Raw genomic sequence first — 3189 nt, forward strand, 5'->3', positions numbered from 1 at the left:
AACGGTTTGTAGTCGTCCCACTCCACCCAGGAATCGACCATGCAGCGCTGCAGCTCGGCCAGCGGGAAGACCGAGGCCGAGTCGTCGATGAAATTGCACATCAGCAGGTTGTCGAACTGGTCGGGGCTGTATTCGAAGTTTCGCAGCTCGTCGATGTCGAACAGGTTGCAGCCGCCGCGCTCGGCATCCAGGATGGTGACGATCTGGCGCCAGATCTTGTCCTCGCCCGTGAAGCCCGACGAGAGGCGGCCGTGGCTCACATCGATATTCACCTGGTCCGCCTTGGCGCGGCGCTTGTTGAACAGCTCGCCCGTCCAGAACGGGTAAGCCTGGTGCGTGGTCGAGGATGGCGTGGAAAAGTAGGTCTTGCGCCATTTCTTGTGGATGGCCATGCCCGAGGCCACCTTGTTGAGTTCCTGGAAGTTCTGCGTCCAGAAGAATTCATCGAAGTAAAAATTGCCGTGGTAGCCCTGCGCCGTGCGCGCATTGGTGCCCAGGAAGTACAGATGGGCGCCGTTCGGCAGCACGATGGGGTCGCCCGTCAGCTCGATGCCGGCCGCTTCGCGCGCGAATTGCACGATGTATTGCTTGAAGACGTGCGCCTGCGACTTCGACGCGGACAGGAAGATCTGATTGCGGCCCGTGGCCATGGCGTCGGCCAGCGCCTCGCGGGCGAAATACCAGGTGGCGCCGATCTGGCGCGATTTCAAAATGGCGCGCGTGCGCTGGTCGCCATTGCGATACCAGACTTTTTGATAGTCGAAGAGCGAATCCTGGAAGGCGTCGAGCAACTGGATTTTCTGTTCTTCGCTGAAATCGTTGCGGGTCGGTTTCTTCTTCGGGCCGGCATTCCGGTTTGCCAGCCTGGGGTTGAGATCCACCTCGTTGCCGCCCGGCTGCTCATAGCGGCGCACGCGCGCCGCCTGCACGATAGCGCGCATTAGCAGATCGATTTCCTTGTAGTCGCTACCGCTCTTGACCTCCTTTTCGATCAGTTTCACCAGGCGCAGCTCGGCCGCTGCCTCGACGTGCTCGATGGCCTGCGCCTTGTCCCACTCGTCGCGCAGCTTCCAGCTATTGATGGTGCTGCGCTTGATGCCCAGGTGGCGGGCGATGGACGAAATGCGCCAGCCCTTCCAGTACAGGGCGCGCGCGGCGCGGCGCGGCGCGGATTCGGGCACGGCCAGTTCGGCGATTATTTCTTCGGGTTTTTGTTCAATGGCTAGCATGCCGCCAGCGTAGGCCGCGCGCGCGCGGAGCGGGGAAAGGCAAAAGTCGCTATGGCCCATAGCAACCCGCACCGCATTGAATCGCAGCGCCAAGACGTTGACCATGGCGTTATCCGATCAACCGAGACACGCCACCATGCCTAAATCCCAATTCTTCCGCGTCGCCACCGAAGGCGCCACCACCGACGGCCGCAACATCGACCGCGCCACCATCGAGCAGATCGCCGCCACCTACAACCCGAAAACCTACGGCGCGCGCATCTGGCTGGAGCACATTCGCGGCATCCTGCCCGACAGCCAGTTCAAGGCCTACGGCGACGTGATCGCCGTCAAGGCCGAAGAGGTCGACACGGACAGCGGCAAGAAGCTGGCCCTGTTCGCGCAGATCGAACCCACGCCGGAACTGGTGGCCATCAACAAGGCGAAACAAAAGCTGTACACCAGCCTGGAAATTCAGCCCGACTTTGCGGACTCGGCGCAGCCCTACCTGGTCGGCCTGGGCGTCACCGACAGCCCCGCCAGCCTGGGCACCGAAGCACTGAAATTTTCCGCCAGCCGCAAGCAGCAAAGCGCCAACCTGTTTACTTCCGCCGTCGAGGTGACGCTGGAGTTTGAAGAACCGCAGGGCACCAGGCTGGCCGACGCCGTGAAAAATCTGCTGTCGCGCTTTTCCAATAAATCCGGCGCCGACGCCGCGCAGTTCGCCGACATCAGCGAAGCCGTGGATGCGCTGGCCGGTCACGTCGTCACCGCCAACGACAACTACACGGGCACCTTGGCGCGCCTGGAAAAAACCGAAACGGCATTGAAGGCCACGCAGGACGAGCTGGCCGCCTTCAAGGCGCAGATGGACGAAGCGCCCGGCAACGGCCCGCGCCGCCCGGCCGCCACCGGCAACGACGGGCCCGTGCAGACCGAGTTTTAAGCGCCCTCGCCCTTTCATCCCCCCATTCAACAACGGAGCACCGAACCATGAAAAAGCAAACGCGCCAGGTCTTTGGCCAATACGAAACCCGCCTGGGCCAACTGAACGACACGGACAACGTGGCCAAGACCTTCAGCGTCACGCCCAGCGTGCAGCAAAAGCTGGAAACGAAAATGCAGGAATCGAGCGAGTTCCTGTCGAAAGTGAACATCATCGGCGTGAGCGAGCAGGAAGGCGAAAAACTGGGCCTGGGCGTGTCCGGCCCGATTGCCGGCCGCACCAACACCAAGGACAAGGAACGCAAGACGCGCGACCTGTCCACCCTGGACGGTACCAAGTACCGCTGCGAGCAAACCAACTTCGACACGCATTTGAACTATGCCAAGCTGGACGCCTGGGCCAAGTTCCCCGACTTCCAGTCGCGCGTGGCCAATGCCATCTTGACGCGCCAGGCGCTCGACCGCATCGTCATCGGCTTCAATGGCGTGAAAGCCATGGCTGACACCGATCTGGACGCCAATCCGCTGCTGCAGGACGTCAATAAAGGCTGGCTGCAGCACCTGCGCGAGCTGGCGCCCGAGCGCGTGCTGGGCCTGGTCGCCGCCGGCATGCCGGGCAAGGTTGTCATCGGCGACGTGGACGGCGCCGACTATGCCAACCTGGACGCGGCCGTCACGGATGCCGTCAACCTGCTGGACCCGTGGTATCAGGAAGACACCAACCTGGTGGCCATCGTCGGGCGCAAGCTGTTGAACGACAAGTATTTCCCATTGGTCAACACCAAGCAGGCACCCACGGAAACCCTGGCGGCCGACATCATCATCAGCCAGAAACGTATCGGCGGCTTGCCGGCCGCGCGCGTGCCCTACTTCCCCGACAACGCCATCCTGATTACCCGCTTCGACAATCTGTCGATCTACTTCCAGGAGGGCGCGCGCCGCCGCCGCGTCGAGGACGTGCCCAAGCGCGACCGCATCGAGAACTACGAGTCGTCCAACGACGCCTACGTGATCGAAGACCTGGGCCTGGCCGCGC

Annotated in this window: 3 protein-coding genes; 2 read left to right on the forward strand and 1 reads right to left on the reverse strand. The window is 62.5% G+C overall.

Going from position 1 to position 3189, the window contains the following annotated elements; translation table 11 throughout:
* A partial coding sequence (locus K0F85_RS27800; protein ID WP_374198846.1) for a terminase large subunit domain-containing protein occupies positions 1–1229 on the reverse strand: 1229 nt, incomplete at its 3' end.
* Between the two features lie 136 nt (positions 1230–1365).
* On the opposite strand from K0F85_RS27800, the gene K0F85_RS27805 reads away from it, so the two are divergent.
* Positions 1366–2154: a GPO family capsid scaffolding protein gene (locus K0F85_RS27805; protein WP_219119043.1), complete on the forward strand. Its 789-nt coding sequence runs from the start codon at positions 1366–1368 to the stop codon at positions 2152–2154.
* A gap of 47 nt (positions 2155–2201) precedes the next feature.
* The coding region (locus tag K0F85_RS27810) for a phage major capsid protein, P2 family (RefSeq protein WP_219119044.1) at positions 2202–3189 on the forward strand (988 nt) is incomplete at its 3' end.

This window comes from Janthinobacterium sp. UMAB-56 (genome assembly GCF_900095265.1).
Taxonomy (GTDB): Bacteria; Pseudomonadota; Gammaproteobacteria; order Burkholderiales; family Burkholderiaceae_D; genus Janthinobacterium.

Coding starts and splice junctions, on each gene's coding strand:
- K0F85_RS27805 (WP_219119043.1), top strand. CDS start 1,366: ATGCCTAAATCCCAATTCTTCCGCGTCGCCACCGAAGGCGCCACCACC.